Source organism: Enterovibrio norvegicus DSM 15893, assembly GCF_900115495.1.
Lineage (GTDB): Bacteria > Pseudomonadota > Gammaproteobacteria > Enterobacterales > Vibrionaceae > Enterovibrio > Enterovibrio norvegicus.
The window spans coordinates 32,733-50,477 of record NZ_FOWR01000036.1; the positions used below are offsets into that span (position 1 = coordinate 32,733).

Here is a 17,745-nt window from a genome sequence, read left to right on the forward strand (position 1 = left end):
GTAGTATCAATTTGAACATTTTTATTTAGATCAGAGCCTCTCTAAAAGAACTTTTAAAGAGGCACAAAGACCTTAGTCTTCTTTCAGCGGTGGCACGTCTTGGCCACGGCGTGCGTAGAATTCTGTTACGAAGGTTTCTAATCTACCTTCGTCAATAGCGTTACGCAAACTCTCCATCAGGCGCTGGTAATAACGCAGGTTGTGGATCGTGTTAAGGCGTGCACCCAGAATTTCATTACAGCGATCAAGATGATGCAGATACGCCTTGCTGTAGTTGCGGCAAGTGTAACAGTCACACTGTGGATCCAGTGCAGTTGTGTCACTTTTATGCGTCGCATTACGGATCTTGATCACACCACCAGTCACAAACAGGTGGCCGTTACGTGCGTTACGCGTAGGCATAACACAGTCAAACATGTCGATACCGCGGCGAACACCTTCCACCAAGTCTTCAGGTTTGCCCACACCCATCAGGTAACGTGGCTTATCTTCAGGCAGTTTTGGACAGGTATGTTCCAGAACGCGATGCATGTCTTCTTTTGGTTCACCTACCGCAAGACCACCGACAGCATAGCCATCAAATCCGATGCTTGTTAGGCCCTCAACAGACACATCACGCAGGTCTTCATACACAGAACCTTGAACGATACCGAACAACGCGTTTTTGTTTTCCATCTTATCGAAATGGTTGCGGCTACGCTGTGCCCAACGCAAGCTCATTTCCATCGATTTTTTTGCTTCGTCGTGTGTCGCAGGGTATGGCGTACACTCGTCAAAAATCATCACGATGTCAGAGCCCAAGTCGTATTGGATTTCCATCGACTTTTCTGCGTCCATAAAGATGCGATCGCCATTCACCGGGTTGCGGAAATGCACGCCTTCTTCGGTGATTTTACGCATTTTTCCCAAGCTAAATACTTGGAAACCGCCTGAGTCTGTCAGGATAGGACCTTGCCAATGCATAAAATCGTGCAAATCGCCGTGTGCGCGCATCACTTCTTGGCCAGGACGTAACCAAAGGTGGAACGTGTTACCCAGCAAAATTTCAGCGCCGGTTTCCGCCACTTCTTCTGGCGTCATACCTTTAACCGTACCGTAAGTACCCACAGGCATGAATGCAGGGGTCTCAACAGTACCTCGTTCGAAAGTCAGACGACCACGGCGTGCGCGGCCTTCTTTTTTAAGCAGTTCGTATTTCACAATACCTCCGAAATGCCAGAGAAACAGTCTGGCGCTATGGTGCCAATAAGGGACATCCTCATCGCACTGAGACAAAACTGGCTGTCAACTTATAGGCTGACAGCCAGTAGAATAGATTTAATACAGCGACTGATTATAACGCAGTCTGACGTGTTACAAACATCGCATCGCCGTAACTAAAGAAACGGTATTCATTTTCAACCGCTTGCTGATAAGCGTTCATTACATGGTCATAGCCAGCAAACGAAGACACCAGCATGATCAGGGTTGATTCAGGAAGGTGGAAATTGGTCACCAACGCATCAACCAGATTCCACTCATACCCTGGGTAGATAAAAATCTTGGTGTCTTGGAAGAACGGCTTTAATTCGGAGCCTTGTTCTTTTGCACTTTGGGCTGCACTTTCCAGTGAACGCACAGACGTGGTGCCTACGGCGATAACGCGGTTGCCACGCGCTTTTGCCGCGTTAACCGCATCAACTACCTCTTGCGATACTTCTGCGTATTCCGCATGCATCACGTGATCATCAATACTATCAACACGGACAGGTTGGAATGTACCTGCGCCGACGTGCAAGGTAACAAACGCCATTTCTACGCCTTTAGCTTTTAGCGCAGCAAGCATTTTCTCATCGAAATGCAAACCTGCCGTTGGCGCAGCAACAGCGCCCGGCTTTTCATTGTAAACCGTTTGATAACGCTCTTTGTCTGAGTCTTCATCTGGACGATCGATGTACGGCGGCAGTGGCATGTGACCGACTTGGTTCAGAATATCTAAAACCGCTTGCTCGCCGCTGAACCGGATCTCAAACAAGGCATCGTGACGCGCAACCATTTCCGCATCGAATTCGTCATTCTCACCGAGGAACAATTGCGTACCCGGTTTTGGCGGCTTAGACGCACGAACATGTGCAAGGATCGTCTTTTCATCCAGCATGCGCTCCACCAGCATTTCGATCTTGCCGCCAGACGCTTTGCGACCATAAACGCGCGCAGGGATCACTCGGGTGTTGTTAAACACCATCAAATCTCCTGGCTCAACAAGATCAAGCACATCCGTGAACTGCTTATGGCTAAGCTCACCGGAGTTACCGTCAAGTTGCAGTAGGCGACTGGACGTACGATCTGGCTGCGGATAACGCGCAATCAGAGAATCTGGAAGGTCAAAATGAAAATCGGATACTTGCATTGAAAAAGCCCCATTCTGTAGCAGCCCGCTAGTATAGGCGGAAGCGCTGCAATATCAAGCAGGATGGGGCTCGCTCACTGCATTTAAGCAGAGACAATTTGTCAGAAATTATGAAAGGTGTAAACGTCGACGCATCATGAAGAGCCCAAGCGCAATGAAGGATAGCCAGCCTGCAGCACCGCCACCGCCACCGCCGCCCAATGCAACGCTGTTGCCCTCCGCCATCTTGGCGTTAATCCAGCTCAGATAGGTTGAGACTTGTGTAAAGCCGTCTTCATAAAACTGACTTCCACATTGATACTTGTAGCCAAAACTCACAACCCCAGCCAGACGTTTGCCTTCGTCGCTGTCAGCGACACGGTTAGGGTTTTGCCACACGAGAGGGCCGCCTGAATCTCCAGAACATGCACCCGCTGCTTGCGTGTTGTTCGCACAAATAATGGAGTTGGCAAATGCCGAATTAAATTGGTAATTCGAGTCATAATTCCAACCGCAGCTCGAATCAGAAACGCCCGTCATCGACACACCTTTCAACAGGATGGTTTCACTGACTCCATCACCGCTTGTTGCTCCCCAGCCAGAAACAAAAAAGTTGTTTGGCATCGAAATCCCCATTTCTGTTTCTAACTCGCTCTGCTCTGATGCAGAGATTAACGAGATTGATTTAGCATTTGAGGGAAGGGAACCACTTAATTTGAGCAAGGCTATATCAGCAAAAAATGACTTATCATCATAGTCTTCATGAATAAACATGGTTGACACTTCAATAGGCTCACCATCCAGCCAGACCTCATTTCCCGCGAAAACCGTCAGCTCCTGAGCTGAAAACTTGGTCAGGCAATGGGCAGCCGTTAGAACGTAATTATCAGCAATGATCGCACCGCCACAGTACCCCGATATAATGCCGTTAGATGCATGAACCAGCACTTGCCAGGGTGCTTGATCAATCGTTAGGTTATCCCCACCCACAATTCTGGGCGCACGCTCACTATGCTGTTCGGATGCATGTGCTGCTGAAGCAGTAGAAATAATCCCCATGACGACTGTCGAAAATACAGCAATCCATTTCGATATTTTCATCAATATCTCTCCCAACGTAATTTGGTTAGTTCGGAGGCAATGTATCGAATTGGTTACAGAGGTGTTGTGTTTATTGGTGCTTTACCGAGGGATGTCTCATTTCGAGAATTGGCTGACCGAGGGTGGCCAGCCAATACAAACACTAGGGCATTAGGAAAGGAATCGACGTCTTGAGTAGATGCTAAACCCTAGTAAAAAACTCAAAAGTACTAATGCGAACAAAGAAATAGCGCCGCCACCGCCGCCACTGGTAGCAGGGGTAGCAGGGGTAGCAGGGGTAGTAGGGGTAGTAGGTGTATCGTTAACAGGCGGAGTTACTGTAGGAATATCAGCAGGAGGCGTATACGTTCTTGACGCATCGAAAATATCCGCATCAAAGCTCACGTTCGGATTTAAATAACCGCCATTCATGTTATTACTGATCCAATCTCGATAAGTACTTAACTGCGTAAAACCATCTTCTATACCTGTGAGAGCGCAACCATCAGTGCTGCTAAAACTTACAAGACCGACGAGACGATAACCTTTATCAGCATCTGCCGCGTGGTTAGGATCTTGCCAGACTAAGGGACCGCCGGAATCACCAGAGCAAATGCCCGTTGGAACCAGAGGATCATTAGCGCAAATGAAAGCATCTGCGAACGCTTGAACAACCCCACCACCACTGCGAGTCCAACCACAAGTAGTATCAGAGACACCATCCAAGTATGTTCTTTTTAGGTATCGACTGATACTGCTATTTGTAAAGGTTTCCCCCCACCCAGAAACATAGAGGTTTTGGTCCTCAGCTACTGCAAACTCATTATCAAGATCAGCTTGCTCACTGGCGTCTACAAGCTGAATAGGCTTTGCATTTGAGGGGAGAGCCCCAGCAAGTTGAATAAGGGAAACATCAGCCGTTAACGAGCTGCTGTTATAGTTTGGGTTACTTAATACAGAAGATACCGCGATGCCGTTACCGTTTAGATCATTGAGATCCTCAATACCCGCATACACAGTGATATTCGACGCGCTAGCCCCCTCGACACAATGCGCTGCGGTCAACACATAATCATTGGAAATAATGGCACCGCCACACACGAAATTTCCAACTTCCAAAAACACCTGCCAAGGCGCGTCGCTGATAGGCGCAAAACCGCCGCCAACGATACGCGGTGATTTTTCAGCACCTTCGGTTGCAGCCATCGCCGTCATTGGCGAAATAGCAGTCGCGAGAGATACTACAGCCATCCATTGCTTTATTCTCATATTGAACCCTTACCACTGAGTTGTTTTCAGGGTAACAATATCGCAATACGCGTTCCGCAATCAGTAGCTGTAGAGTATGAAAACAGTACCTATCTTAATAGACACTCACATTCCTCTTTTTAAGACAGGGGAGAATCTTGTGCTTTCACGCCTTAACATCAAAATTAAAAGCAAAAAGACGGAGAGGTAATAGTGAATAGCCCCCCCACCTCCCCCGCCAGACACCGTATTCGAGGAAGAGTTAACGCAGTTACCCGCTTGGCACGCACCAATCCAATCGCTGTAATTGGACACTTGCGTGTAGACATCAGGGAAAGTGCTGGATGCACATTGGGCGTTCACGCCAAAACTCACGATGCCCACCAGCGTTGCGCCGTTATCGGCATCGGATGCGCGGTTTGGATCCATCCAAATTAGCGGGCCGCCGGAGTCACCGTTACAGGCACCCACATTGCTTTCTTGTGCGCAGAAGAACTTGTTTTGGTAACTAGAGACGCCAGACACTGTCGCCCCCCATGCACTTGCGCATGTCGAATCTAATACTGTTGATAATGAGGCGATTTGGAGGGTGTTAGTGGACGTGGTTCGTCCAGTATCTGTGAAACCCCAGCCCGACAACCTGAGATCGCCTAATCCTTGATTACCAGTAGCATCAACATTGGCTTGAACGCTGGTATCTGCCAACACAACGCTTGAAGCATTCGCATGCACACTCGAAGACAACTTCACCAGTGCGATATCGTTCTCTAGCGAATCTTTGCTGTAACCACCATGCACATACACCGCATCGACCTCTGACAGGAAATCAGAGAAATTTGCATTGAAGGTTTCAGCCGTTCCTGTGTAAACCGTTACCGATGATGCAGACGCCAACGAGAAAGGGTCATCCGATCCCGCAGTATCTAAGCAGTGTGCCGCAGTCAGGATCCAAAAATCCGAGATGATAACACCACCGCAGAAGTTGTTACCGATCCTGACAAAGGCCTGCCAAGGCGCTTGTGAAATCGTGGCATCACTGCCCCCAACGACGCGCGCTTCTTTTTCAGCGGCAAACGAAAATGACGACAAACTCATTGCCGCAACAATCAGGTATTTTCCCCACATAATGTGTATCCCTCAAACCAGTCTTCTTTCCCCTGAAAACTGTGTTTTCAGCGCATTCGCTACTGCTTGATGAGAGTGTGAGCATCGAGACAACTGCCAGGCAGATCTTTGAATACCGTCACCTTTACCTTGTCAGGTTTTCTCTACACTCAACAGGTAACCCTCATTTTATTATGTCTTTAAGGAGGTCATATGTTGACGGTTAACGAGATGATGACACCCGAACCCATTACTCTCACTTCTAAGCATACGATATATGACGCAAAACGCCTGATGGAATCCAAGCGAATTCGACATATACCGATAGTTTCAGCAGACAACACACTGCGTGGTTTAGTCACACAACGCGATGTGTTATCAGCGCAAAGTTCTAGCTTAGAAAAAGCCATTGGCGAGCTCGATCCTATGCATGCCCCGCTTGAATGCTTTACGCGCAAGGAGATCTGCACCGTCTCTTCGCACGGTGGCTTAAAAGAAGCCGCACTTTATATGCAACGGCATAAATTCGGCTGTTTACCTGTGGTAGATGACAACAGATTGGTCGGTATCATTACAGACACCGACTTCGTTGCCATCGCCATCAACCTTCTTGAAATTCAAGAAGAAACAGAACCTATGGAAGAGGAAGAAGAGATCGTGGCCTAGATTTAGGCCTATGAATTTCACGCGCAATCTGGTCAGATGCTCCCTTGCCTTAGCAAAAGTGACGGTAAGGAGGCGGATTGAATTACCTTGCGCATTTACACGTAGCAACACAATGCGACAGCCAATTAATGGGAAACTTGCTGGCGGACTTTGTAAAAGGCAGACCAGACAATCAGTTCTCCCCCCTGACAGTGGAAGGCATCTATTTGCATCGTTTCGTCGATAGCACGATTGATGCCTTACCGGAGATAAAAACCTGTCGCCAACGCTTTCCATCCGCACTCTATCGATACAGCGCGATTGCGCTCGACGTGTTTTGGGATCACGCGTTAATCCAACATTGGGATCGTTTCTCGGACGTTTCCTTTGCCCAATTTGTCGAACATGCCGAATCCGAATGCCAACGTGCTGTCTTGGATGAACCTTTCCCCCTCCCCGAGCGCTTTCTGACGCTGTCTTCACGCATGTGGCGGGAGCAGTGGATCCCCTCTTATGCACACGCCGAGACGCTTCAACATGTGTTAAGCCGCATGTCGACCCGAAGCCCAAGAATGGCACCACTTGCTGACACTGCCCCCGTGCTATTGCAGCATTACGACGCATTTATCGATGCCTTCCCTCCTATTTATGAGCAAGTACTGGACGCTGCAAAGAAGAAAGGCTGAGATTTCGAGATTGCGAGATTGCGAGATTGCGAGATTGCGAGATTGCGAGATTGCGAGATTGCGAGATTGCGAGATTGCGAGATTGCGAGATTGCGAGATTGCGAGATTGCGAGATTGCGAGATTGCGAGATTGCGAGAAAAGAATGAGAACACAGGCGATGTTAATCAATCCTTTTATTCGTCATTTCAGACAATTGACCAAAATTTAGTTCAAGTCGATAAACCCTTAGCTCTTCGAGCCAACAACCCCCTCCCAACCTTCCCCTTGAAAAGTTGGAGGAGAAAAATCAAGAGCCTAAGTACGAGGAAATATCGGCTCTCGCCCTTATCCCGTCAACTTTTCAAGCGGAGGAGTCGCTCTAGCTTTAGCTCTAGCTCTAGCTCTAGCTCTAGCTCTAGCTCTAGCTCTAGCTCTGGCTCTGGCTTCCGCTTTTCCTAGGATCCAGGACCTGCTCTTCCTGCTCTTCCTGCCCTTATCTGCTCTTCCTCAAATCTCGTATCTCGTATCTCGTATCTCGCCTTCAAACCAAAAAAACGGCCCCGAAGGAGGCCGCTTGAACAGTGGATGCTAGGAACAGTGTTGCTTTTTTTATTATTAGAATTGGTCTTCTTCAGTAGAACCTGTCAGTGCAGTCACTGACGAGTTACCACCTTGAATTGTGTTGGTCATGGTATCGAAGTAACCGGTACCCACTTCTTGCTGGTGCGCAACGAAGGTGTAACCACGCTCAGCTGCATCAAACTCAGGACGCTGAACTTTCTCAACGTAGTGGCGCATGCCTTCACCCTGTGCGTACGCGTGGGCAAGTTCGAACATGTTGTACCACATGTTATGAATACCCGCGAGAGTGATGAACTGGTACTTGTAGCCCATGTCTGACAGCTCTTGCTGGAAGCGTGCAATGGTGTCTGCGTCCAGGTTTTTCTCCCAGTTGAACGAAGGCGAACAGTTGTAGGCCAGCAGTTGATCTGGGTATTTCGCATGAATCGCTTCGGCAAACTGACGCGCTTCTTCCAAATCAGGTTTTGCCGTTTCACACCAAATCAGGTCGGCATACGGAGCATACGCAAGGCCACGAGAAATCGCTTGTTCGATACCTGCGCGTACTTTGTAGAAACCTTCAGCCGTGCGCTCACCCACGATGAAGTCTTTATCGTACTCATCGCAATCAGAGGTAAGCAGGTCAGCGGCATTCGCATCGGTACGTGCAATCACAAGGGTGGTGGTGCCTGCAACATCAGCAGCGAGACGCGCCGCTACCAGTTTTTGAACGGCTTCTTGGGTAGGAACCAGCACCTTACCACCCATGTGACCACATTTTTTCACTGATGCTAGCTGGTCTTCGAAGTGAACACCTGCCGCACCCGCTTCAATCATCGAACGCATTAGCTCGTAAGCATTCAGTACGCCACCAAAACCGGCTTCAGCATCCGCAACGATCGGTAGGAAGTAATCCGTGCCGTCTTCTGGTGTGCCACCTTTTGACCATTGAATTTGGTCCGCACGGCGGAAAGAGTTGTTGATACGCTTAACCACTGCAGGCACAGAATCTACAGGGTAAAGCGATTGGTCAGGGTACATGCTTGATGCAGTATTGTTATCCGCCGCCACCTGCCAACCAGACAAATAAATCGCTTCGATACCTGCTTTCGCTTGTTGCACCGCTTGACCGCCAGTCAGCGCGCCCAAACAGTTCACATACCCTTTTTTCGCCGAACCGTTTACCAGTTCCCACAATTTGTCTGCACCACGCTGAGCGATTGTCTGCTCAGGGATGAAAGAACCACGCAGCGCAACAACTTCCTCTGCCGTATATGTTCGTTTTACATGTTTCCAGCGCGGGTTTTCTGCCCAGTCTGCTTTGATTGCGTCGATTTGCTGCTGTCTTGTCATCGTCATTGTGATTCCCTCTCTCAATGTGTTCCTAAACTTGGGTTAACGCGTCTTGGGTTTAATCTAAAACTCGGTCAAAAAGCCGGGGCTTTTTAATCCAACAATTCGTATCCAGATAAGGTCAAGAAATCTGCCAGCGCATCACTGGTGGTCAGCTGCTCCATCATGCTGGCCGCCTGCTGGTATTTCCCTTTATTGAATACGTCAGAACCTAATTCTTCTTGTAGAACGTTCATCTCTTCAGCCAAACATTGACGGAAAAACTCGGCCGTCACTATTTTGCCGTTGCTCAGCGATTTTTCGTGGCGTATCCACTGCCAAATCGATGCGCGAGAAATTTCTGCGGTTGCGGCGTCTTCCATCAGTCCGTAAATAGGCACACATCCGTTACCTGAAATCCACGCTTCGATGTACTGCACTGCCACGCGAATGTTGTGGCGCATGCCTTCTTCTGTGCGGTCACCTTCACACGGCGCCAGTAACTCGTCTGCCGTGATTGGTGCATCTTGCTCACGCAGCACATCCAGTTGGTTTTTACGGTCACCGAGTGCTGCATCAAACACCGCTTTTGCGGTATCCGCCAAACCAGGGTGGGCAACCCACGTACCGTCGTGTCCGTTATTGGCTTCTAACGACTTATCGGTTTGAATCTTATCGAGTACCCATGCATTCTTTTCAGGATCTTTCGACGGAATGAACGCCGCCATTCCCCCCATGGCCATCGCACCGCGGCGGTGACACGTTTTCACCAACAAACGTGAGTACGCGTTGAGGAAAGGCTTCTCCATCGTCACGACTTGACGATCGGGCAACACGCGGTCTGGGTGATTTCTGAATGTTTTGATGTAGCTGAAGATGTAATCCCAGCGGCCACAGTTCAGTGCAACAATATGGTCTTTCAAGGCGTAGAGAATTTCCTCCATCTCGAAAACAGCCGGCAGCGTCTCAATCAAGATGGTGGCTTTAATGGTGCCACGCGGCAGCTCAAAATGGTCTTCAGTGAAACAGAACACATCGTTCCACCATGCCGCTTCTTGGTGCGCCTGCAGTTTCGGCAAGTAGAAGTAAGGGCCTGAGCCATTTTCAAGCAGCGCTTTATGGTTACGGTAGAAATACAGGGCAAAGTCGAACAGCGCACCAGGAATCGCCGTGCCATTTAACAGCACATGCTTCTCTTTTAAGTGCAGACCACGTACACGACAAATCAGTGTCGCAGGGTCGTCATTCAGGTGGTATTGCTTACCGTTTGCTGGGTTTTCGTATGAAATGGTACGGTTGATGGCATCCGTCAGGTTGCGTTGTCCATCAAGTACCGGTCCCCATGCGGGTGAAAAAGAATCTTCAAAATCTGCCATGAACACTTTCACATTGGCGTTCAGCGCATTGATCACCATTTTGCGCTCTGGTGGACCTGTAATTTCTAAGCGGCGATCTTGAAGATCGGCAGGAATACCCCGAATAGACCAGTCACCACTACGAACATCCGCAGTCTCCGGCAAGAAATTCGGCAGTGCGCCCGCATCAAACGTCGCTTGTCTCTCTTCACGTGCTGCTAGCAATGAAGGGATGCGATCAGCAAAGCGTGTGGCGAGTGCCTGTAAAAAAGCCATTGCATCATTCGTCAGTACATCCGCTTCTTTTTCTGTTAGCGGTGGAACAAACGTCAGTTCCTGTTGTGTTTGTACTGTCATAAATATTCCCCCAAAATCCTTTTGTAACTAAATCACAACAAACCGATCGTTACCGCTCTCGTATTGCATGTTCTGATTTGGCTCGCTCTGTTATTAAGCTGTCGTATTTACGGTTGAAGGTCAACACCTCACCATCAATCAAAGCAACCAACAAAACCAATCAATTATATAAATTACAACAAGTTATAAATTTTAGAGTTTTAACTCAAAACACTAAATTAAAACAAATCTCAGATTCTTCCACCGTTCGTGATGAAATCCTCCTTTAGTCTGATTTTTGTAACTCATTACGTAATAAAATTTCATATCATTATGAGAGTGTTGAAAATGAGACACCCACAATTAAACGTAGCAGCCGAACTTTAATTTTGCCAAAATTCTTTTCATAACAATTATTTAACAGATAAATGAAAAATATATTTCTAACAAAACCTATCGATAAGGCATTAATTATCGTCAAAAAAAATGTGGGGAGGACTACAGAATTTAATTTCAAAACTGCAGGAGGCTTACTGGCGTGTAAAAAGAGGAAAGTGTTGCTTGAGGAATGAATACTAGAGAAAAACACCAAACTTTAGTTGGAAAGCAATGGGAGCTAAAGATTCTTGAAATAATCGAGGAAATTTCATCGTTTTATGCATGATCGCACATAGAGACAAATGAAGAATTCCTCGTTATTTAAGTAAGCATTCTGTCATTAAGGCATCAGAAATGGGCAAAAAACGACCGAAAAACACTTACAACAATGTTTCTACCAGATCAGCCAACGCATCAAATGTTGGCTGACGGCTGGACGTTGGACGCCATACCAAACCAATTTCGCGATACGCTTCCGTACCGGGAGGCTCTACGACCACCAAATCCAAATTATCAACAAGCCCATGATTTATGGCCATTTGTGGGATAAAGGTTGTGCCCAGTCCATTCGCGACCATTTGCACCAAGGTATGCAAACTGGTGGCTGTGAAGGGGTTAATCTTAGCGGTTGAGGTTAACTTACAGGCTGAAACTGCATGATCAGTTAAACAATGCTCACGTTCGAGCAAGAAAACAGATTCATCCGGCAAGTCTGCATAGCTCACCGGCACAGGCACGGTGGCCGCTTGGGAACGGCTGAGTACCATTTTGAACACGTCTCGCCCTACCACGCGGCTTGCCATGGCACCAATTTCAACAGGCAACGCCAAAATCAGCACATCCATCTCACCGCTTTTCAGCGCACTCAATAGGTTCGCCGTTGTGTCTTCACGAAGCAGAAGATCAAGTTCAGGGAAGTTTTGATTCACGGCTTGAACAAGGTCGCACAACAAGAACGGCGCAATGGTAGGAATACAGCCGACACGCAGTTTGCCCTGCATTGGCATTTCACTCACTTGCGTCAACTCCATGAGGTCCTGGCTGCGCGCCAAAATCTCTCGACTTCGTGACACAACATCTTCGCCGATTGCAGAAAATACCAAGGTTTTGTTATCGCGCTCAATAAGTTGAGATCCGATTAAGTCTTCGAGATTTTGAATGCCGGAACTTAGTGTAGACTGACTGACGAAACACTGTTTAGCCGCTTCACCGAAGTGGCGGGTTTCATGCAGCGTGACCAAATAATGGAGCTGTTTGAGAGAAGGGAATTTTGTCATCGATTTTTCCGATTGGTTTAATCTGTTAAATCCACTTTTTTCAATCTACCAGTTCCTTTATAGTTTGTCGCGTTCAATAAGGAATTAAGGTTTTTACACCTTAAAGCTAAAAATATTTAGGAGCTGAGAAATGGTACTAGTTGGCCGTCAAGCCCCAGATTTTACTGCAGCAGCAGTACTGGGCAATGGTGAAATCGTAGATAACTTTAACTTCAAAGAGTTCACCAAAGGTAAGAAAGCGGTTGTCTTTTTTTACCCGCTAGATTTCACCTTCGTATGTCCTTCTGAGCTAATCGCTTTTGACAAACGTCTTGCTGATTTCCAAGCGAAAGGCGTTGAAGTAATCGGTGTTTCAATCGATTCTCAGTTCTCTCACAACGCATGGCGTAACACTGCTGTTGAAGACGGCGGTATCGGTCAAGTTGCTTACCCATTGGTTGCTGACGTTAAGCACGAAATCTGTAAAGCATATGACGTTGAGCACCCAGAAGCGGGCGTTGCGTTCCGTGGTTCATTCCTGATCGACGAAGACGGTCTGGTTCGCCACCAAGTGGTTAACGACCTTCCACTAGGCCGTAACATCGACGAAATGCTACGCATGGTTGATGCATTGAACTTCCACCAGAAAAACGGTGAAGTTTGCCCAGCACAGTGGGAAGAAGGTAAAGCAGGTATGGACGCGTCACCTAAAGGTGTTGCAGCGTTCCTGTCTGAGCACTCTGACGACCTGTAATCGGCTTTTAGACCGCATCTCAACAGCGGTTGTTCCCCCAACACTATAACGTGCGCTAAGCACGTGTAGCGTAAAGCCAAAGTCAGCTGACACAAATATAATGAGGCCCGGACCACCGGGCCCTTTTTGTATCTGGCGTTTGGTTATTTCCCTCTCCCTGTCGACACACCTCGCGCCGCAGTGGCTTTCTCAAAAAACGTTAACCGCGAACCGCAGCAATGGCACGAGCAATGGTGTCGGGGTTGGTCACTGTAATATCGAAATCACTGTCGCCATTCCCCATGGTGGCTTTCTCATTGCGAAACTGCATGTGCGAAGCACGCGTCGTTTTGCCAGACAAATGGATTTCATGTGCGCCCGTGAAATCAACAATCTGCTTCGCGTTGTCAGAAGAAACGCCTGCGCCCGGCATAATGCCGAGTCGGCCTTGGCAGAATTCCACCATCGCTTTTAGGGTGTCCATGCCTTCATCTGCGCGCTTCGCCAAGCCAGACGTCAGCACGCGCTCGACGTGGTGTGACATCAAAAACTCCAACGCATCAAACGGCGACGCGCAGTGGTCAATAGCACGGTGGAAAGTAATACCCAATCCATTCGCTTGCTTGATCATGGCGCTCACCGCATCGGCATCAATGTGCCCTTGCGCATTCAAAGCACCGATCACCACGCCGTTCAGGCCCATTTTGTGGGCGGTGTGAATGTCTTCCAGCATGATTTCCACATCGTCACTGCTGTAGAGGAAATCCCCTTCACGCGGACGAATGATCCCGTACACCGGAATATTGGCCACGCGGGCAGCCGCTTTCATGTACCCCGCGCTGGCTGTTAAACCGCCCGTGGCTAATGAGCTGCACAATTCGATGCGTCCCGCACCGGCTTTTTCAGCAATAGGAAGAGATTCAAGGCTATCGATACACACTTCGACCAATACAGACATTACGCAATCCTCGCTAAATAATTGAGCACATCATCAAGGAGTTATGAACAAAAGAGAAGCAGTAAGGGTGTAAAAGTTTGGTAAAAATTGCTGTAAAAATGCACATACTCAATAGAGAGTTTGATGATGCTTCCTTTTCCTTCTTCGCTTTTGAGGGACTGCTTCAAAGTTCCTTATTTTTCAGTAACCCACTTATTCATAACTCCCTATATTTCCACTCCCAACACTCATTATAAAAAACAAAGCGCATATGAATAAGACGTACATAGCCAGCTTTCTCTCAACACTGTTACTCAGCACCACCAGCCATGCCTTTCATGCAACCAATGCGATCACACAAACGTTTGACGCATCACCGTTAGGTTTGGCGAATCAGAAGGTCTACTTCAATCAAAAACAGCTCCCGTCAGACACGCAAGGTACACTGCAAGCCAGCGTCAGCATGGCGCAAAGTGTCATCATGCCGACCATTCATAACATCGATGGTGATCGCCAACCTCATTTAGTGGCATTACGCAAAGCATTGGTGATCGTTGAACCGCACGACGCACAAGCCATTGAGGGCGATGATCTGTCGGTGGTGGTGAAAAACAGCCAAGGTAAACCTGTTCACCACGCCACCTTGAAGGCCCCCACAGAACAACCAAAACCTGCGGGTCAAATTGAAACAGACGTGACGGTTGTCGTGCCAGATGCCTACGCGCACACGTTGCGCACCAACGACACCATCGGTAGCATTGCAGGCGAACAAGGACAAGCGACCTTTAAAGCCCTACTCGCCGAGTACGATACGATCCAAGTCGCCACCAGCGACGGCAACTTTGCTTATGAATTTATTCTGCCAGAAGGCGCAAAATTCACGGGCAAAATCGTCACTTTCACCTCACAAGCAGGCTACAACTCAACGCTTCACTATTCCCATGGTGTTGACACCTTAAGCCGCGGCAACAGCATCACCTATAACAATGTGGATGGGCTGTGGTATGCACAATCCGATGTCGATTATGGCAACCTCGCCTACAGCGAAACCGCCTACACCACAATATTGCCAGCCGACGTCATTCAGCCAGGTTTTAGCTTAACGCTCACCGCAGGTGACAGCGAAGGCACGGTTGAAGGCATTCAAGTGGGGGCGAACACGACATTAATCCTTAACACCGTCGATGTCGGCCTATTAACACCACCGCGCGGTGAATTCCGCTTCATGGCAGACAAAAACCTTCACCGTGATTACTTCCAATCTCTGCAAATCAGCAAACTGATTGTGAACCCTTATGCGCCCATCCACCTCGAAGAAATCATGCTACCAGATGGTCGCCTACTGGTTGATGTCGACCCAAGCAGTGCCGATGCCTACGGCAGTGACTCTCACTATCGCATTGCGCGCGAGCTTATCTCTGCGGGTATCAACAGCGCCAACTACGGCGTAAACAGCGCTGGCGTAATGGACAGTGCCCGATGGAATATCAGTGCGCCGTATCACGCAGCGCAAATAACAGTGAACAACTCACGGGGCAATTACAGTAACGGCATCATCAATCACGGCTTGCTCGGCTCGTATGCTGGCGTTGCATCCGTTGTCAGCTCAACAGGCAATGAGTTTAGCCACGAAGTTGGCCATGAATTGGGCGCGGGCATTGGCTCGGTTCACCCTGAAGCGCATTATTTGGGCGGATTCAAAGGCTCAGTGCACAACAGCTCAACCCAAATCAACTCAACGTGGGGCTGGGATCTGTTTGAAAACACCTTCCTGCCGAACCTGAGCAAAGCGAGAACCAACGGCGCATCATGCTATGAAGGACAATGCGCCGAACCGTTCGAAGGTCACAGCTTTGGCTGGGGAACCATGGCTGGCGGTTGGCCGCTGCACCCAGGGGGCAATGAATACACGCTGCATACCCCGTATGAGCTGAATGTGTTTCAGACCCTATTGGAAAGCAAAGCCAATTTCGACGCTGCATCCCCAACCGGTTTCAGCAAATGGGATACAGAAAGCCTGACCATGACACCGTGGGCAAATACCCTCACCGACGATTTGGCCTTTAACATTGCTGTCGTCAGCGACAACAACGCGCTAAATAACTTCGATGAAAACAGCCGTCAATTCCATGCGCTGTTTGCCACCGCAGACGCAGTACGACTCAACACGGGCAATGGCCATTGGGCGAGAGATTTCTACTTACCAGAAGATGAAAGCTTCGAAGGCAAAGTGGCGGTATTCCGCTCTACCGCAGGCTACAACTCACACATCCACTTCGGTAACACATCGATGCTACTCATCAATGGTCAGCAACATGCTTTCCGTTTTGAGGCTGGCCAATGGGTTCAAGTCGACAGCAACATCATAGACCGTACCCTTGATCGCGTTCCACACGAGCAAGGCATCGCTGTCACTACATTGGTTGGCTATTACGACCCACAGAACACCTTGCCGAGTTATTTCTACCCCGCGCTGAACGGCGCGTTCGGCGCGGTGTACGAAGACAACTTCACGCCATCATCTTGTCAGCTTAATGTTCAGACTCACAACGATGGCACACTTACCTTTAACTTGCACAACCGTCGCTTAAACGATGGCTTGATGAACCGATTCCACGTCAACGTGGCGACCGAGAGCCAACCCTATCGCGCCGAGCTTTACTGCAACAACACCTTGCTCGACAGCATGGATATCACCGCGCCAACCGACACGCCAACGGCCAGCACAATCACGACTGAGCTTGGTGAAGCCCCGACCCTTCGCGGCGTAGAGAACATCACGCTGAAAATCAATGATCGCTTCGATCCGCTTGCAGGCGTCAGCGCACATGATGTTGAAGATGGCGACATTACCGCGAACATCACGGTGTCAGGCGCAGTGAATACAGCACAAGCCGGTTTGTATGTGCTGACCTATACCGCCATCGACAGTAACGCACAGCAAACGAACGTTGAGCGCCTTGTTACCGTCGAAGCGAATGAAGTCTGCACCGCGGATTGGCGCAAACAGGCGATTTACCTCAGTGGCGATCGCGTTGCGCACCAAGGCGTTGTGTGGCAAGCAGGATGGTGGACACAAGGTGAAGCGCCGGGAACAACGGGCGAATGGGGGGTGTGGAAGAAAGCCTCGGACGATGTCTGTACAACGCCTGACCCTGAGCCAGAAGTGACACCACCACCGGGGGAATACCCAGCCTATCAAGCCGGTACCGCTTACAAAGAAGGTGACATTGTTGTCGGCGCAGATAACGCATTGTACCAATGCAAACCGTGGCCAAACTCAGGCTGGTGCGCGAATGCCGCGTATGCACCTGCCATCTCGGCTTACTGGCATGATGCGTGGACAAAGCGTTAACAAATAGCCAAAGCAAACACGAAGACAAAGACAAAGACGAAAATGAAAAAAAGCGGTGATTTCTCACTAATGCATGTGAATTAAGCTGAATTACGCCTTCTAGAAGGCCTAGTCGCATAGCGACTGGGCCTTTTCTTTACTGCTCTTGGATATGTCCTCTCCCTCCTCTCTGGAAGCACAAAGCTCTCTGCCATATCGAGGATATACCTGAGCACTTCTGGATATCTTCCGGGCGCGACTGCCGGGAGCATCTGCAACTGACTCACCAAAAATATCGATGCCTGCTTAAAACCTATTTGGTATGGCATTACCGTATTCAAGGAATACGCCATCTGGCACATCATAAAACGCAGCAGGTTGTAGGCAAGCAACATTCCCCAAAGCTCCTGCT

The 17,745-nt window shown here is 48.8% G+C and carries 13 protein-coding genes and 1 pseudogene; 4 read left to right on the forward strand and 10 right to left on the reverse strand.

All coding sequences use genetic code 11. The features are described from left to right. Positions 1-72: 72 nt before the first annotated feature. The 5 genes from tgt to BM082_RS19305 all read right to left on the reverse strand — a co-directional run bounded on the left by tgt (position 73) and on the right by BM082_RS19305 (position 5,821). Positions 73-1,200, reverse strand: a complete 1,128-nt coding sequence (tgt, locus tag BM082_RS19285; protein WP_017008610.1) for a tRNA guanosine(34) transglycosylase Tgt — start codon at positions 1,198-1,200, stop codon at positions 73-75. A 133-nt stretch (positions 1,201-1,333) separates the two neighbouring features. Further along, a complete protein-coding gene (gene queA, locus BM082_RS19290; protein WP_017016681.1) occupies positions 1,334-2,389 on the reverse strand; it encodes a tRNA preQ1(34) S-adenosylmethionine ribosyltransferase-isomerase QueA in 1,056 nt (351 codons plus the stop codon). Positions 2,390-2,497: 108 nt separating this feature from the next. Beyond that, on the reverse strand, positions 2,498-3,469 hold the full coding sequence (locus BM082_RS19295) for a S1 family peptidase (protein ID WP_017016680.1): 972 nt from the start codon (positions 3,467-3,469) through the stop codon (positions 2,498-2,500). A 150-nt stretch (positions 3,470-3,619) separates the two neighbouring features. Beyond that, a complete protein-coding gene (locus BM082_RS19300; RefSeq protein ID WP_083417939.1) occupies positions 3,620-4,717 on the reverse strand; it encodes a serine protease in 1,098 nt (365 codons plus the stop codon). 105 nt (positions 4,718-4,822) lie between these two features. Further along, on the reverse strand, positions 4,823-5,821 hold the full coding sequence (locus tag BM082_RS19305) for a S1 family serine peptidase (RefSeq protein ID WP_017017130.1): 999 nt from the start codon (positions 5,819-5,821) through the stop codon (positions 4,823-4,825). Between the two features lie 192 nt (positions 5,822-6,013). Between BM082_RS19305 and BM082_RS19310 the strand changes: the two genes are divergently transcribed. Both BM082_RS19310 and BM082_RS19315 read left to right on the forward strand, forming a co-directional pair. Then, positions 6,014-6,466: a CBS domain-containing protein gene (locus BM082_RS19310; RefSeq protein WP_017017131.1), complete on the forward strand. Its 453-nt coding sequence runs from the start codon at positions 6,014-6,016 to the stop codon at positions 6,464-6,466. Positions 6,467-6,543: 77 nt separating this feature from the next. Continuing rightward, entirely contained in the window at positions 6,544-7,131 is a 588-nt protein-coding gene (locus BM082_RS19315) for an acyl carrier protein phosphodiesterase (protein ID WP_017007704.1), read from the forward strand. Between the two features lie 595 nt (positions 7,132-7,726). On the opposite strand, the gene aceA is transcribed toward BM082_RS19315, so the two are convergent. From aceA to BM082_RS19330, 3 genes are all read right to left on the reverse strand, one after another. Next, on the reverse strand, positions 7,727-9,031 hold the full coding sequence (gene aceA, locus BM082_RS19320; RefSeq protein ID WP_017007702.1) for an isocitrate lyase: 1,305 nt from the start codon (positions 9,029-9,031) through the stop codon (positions 7,727-7,729). A gap of 86 nt (positions 9,032-9,117) precedes the next feature. After that, positions 9,118-10,716 carry a malate synthase A gene (aceB, locus tag BM082_RS19325; protein ID WP_017017133.1) on the reverse strand — a complete coding sequence of 533 codons (1,599 nt, stop codon included), beginning with the start codon at positions 10,714-10,716 and terminating at the stop codon, positions 9,118-9,120. 737 nt (positions 10,717-11,453) lie between these two features. Then, entirely contained in the window at positions 11,454-12,350 is an 897-nt protein-coding gene (locus tag BM082_RS19330; protein WP_017007699.1) for a hydrogen peroxide-inducible genes activator, read from the reverse strand. Positions 12,351-12,480: 130 nt separating this feature from the next. On the opposite strand from BM082_RS19330, the gene BM082_RS19335 reads away from it, so the two are divergent. Then, entirely contained in the window at positions 12,481-13,083 is a 603-nt protein-coding gene (locus tag BM082_RS19335) for a peroxiredoxin C (protein ID WP_017007698.1), read from the forward strand. Positions 13,084-13,282: 199 nt separating this feature from the next. On the opposite strand, the gene BM082_RS19340 is transcribed toward BM082_RS19335, so the two are convergent. Beyond that, positions 13,283-14,020, reverse strand: a complete 738-nt coding sequence (locus tag BM082_RS19340; protein ID WP_074928232.1) for a copper homeostasis protein CutC — start codon at positions 14,018-14,020, stop codon at positions 13,283-13,285. A 250-nt stretch (positions 14,021-14,270) separates the two neighbouring features. Between BM082_RS19340 and BM082_RS19345 the strand changes: the two genes are divergently transcribed. After that, complete coding sequence (locus BM082_RS19345; protein ID WP_074928236.1) at positions 14,271-17,354, forward strand: M66 family metalloprotease; 3,084 nt, start codon at positions 14,271-14,273, stop codon at positions 17,352-17,354. An 80-nt stretch (positions 17,355-17,434) separates the two neighbouring features. Here the strand turns inward: BM082_RS19345 and BM082_RS19350 are convergent. Then, positions 17,435-17,745, reverse strand: a pseudogene (locus BM082_RS19350) (IS4 family transposase); the annotation flags it as partial.